The following is a 1,016-nucleotide window of genomic DNA, read 5'->3' as shown; positions in this document are numbered from 1 at the left end:
TAGCGCAGCGCGCCAAGCTGGGTCAGGCCGCAGGGTTCGAAGCGTGAGGGAATGAGCATCGCATCCGCCGCCGAGGGTACGCGGTGGCCCAATGCCTCGCTATAGCCGATATGGCACGCGAAGCGGCCGGGATACCGACGGTGCAGGGCCGCAAGGCTGCGTTCGATCCCCCGGTCGCCTTCCCCCACCACGACCACCTGCGTATTGCCCGCCAGCAGGCGGTCCATGATAGTGGGCAGCAGGTCCATGCCTTTCTGTTCCGTCAGGCGGGTGACGATGCCGATCACGAAGGCTTCCGGGTCCGGTGTCAGGGCGAATTCCGCCTGGAGCGCGCGCTTGTTGGGCGCGCGGCCTATGGTGTCACCCACCATGTAGGGAAAATGCACGGCCGGATCGCTGGCGGGGTTCCATATATCGGTGCTTATGCCGTTCAGGATGCCTTCCAGCCGGTCACTGCGCTGGCGCAGCAGGCCGTCCAGCCCCATGCCGCCTTCGGGGGTCTGGATTTCCTGCGCGTAGGTGGCGGAAACCGTGGTGATGCGGTCGGCATGGTACAGCCCGGCCTTGAGGAAGCTGATCGCGCCATAGCACTCGCATCCCTCCACCGAGAAGGCTTCGGGCGGCAGGCGGAACTGCGCCAGGCACGCGGCGGGAAACCGCCCCTGGAAGGCCAGGTTGTGAATGGTCTGGATAACCGGCGTGCGGGGCGTGTCCTGCCCCCCGGCCGCGCGGTCGTGATACAGATAGGCCGCCGTAAGCCCCGCCTGCCAGTCATGCGCCTGCACCAGATCGGGGCGGTAGCAGGCCAGACGGCCCTGCGCTATGTCGGCCGCCACGCGCGACAGGGCGGCAAAACGCACGCCGTTATCGGGCCAGTCCCGTCCCTCGGGGCACAGATAGGGGTTGCCGGGGCGGTCGTACAGATCCGGCGCATCCACGATCAGCAGATCCAGCCCCGCCACATGGCTGGACCACAGCAGCGCGGGGTAGCCCAGCAGGTCGGGCAGCGTCGCCAC

The 1,016-nt window shown here is 67.7% G+C and carries 1 protein-coding gene; it reads right to left on the bottom strand.

The genetic code is table 11. The annotated features are described in order from the left end of the window. The coding region (locus JCM25156_RS17995) for a glycogen synthase (RefSeq protein ID WP_025814240.1) at positions 1-1,016 on the bottom strand (1,016 nt) is incomplete at both ends.

This window comes from Komagataeibacter kakiaceti JCM 25156 (assembly GCF_000613305.1).
The sequence above is the reverse complement of the archived record's forward strand: the minus strand, read 5'-3'. Positions and strand labels throughout refer to the sequence as shown.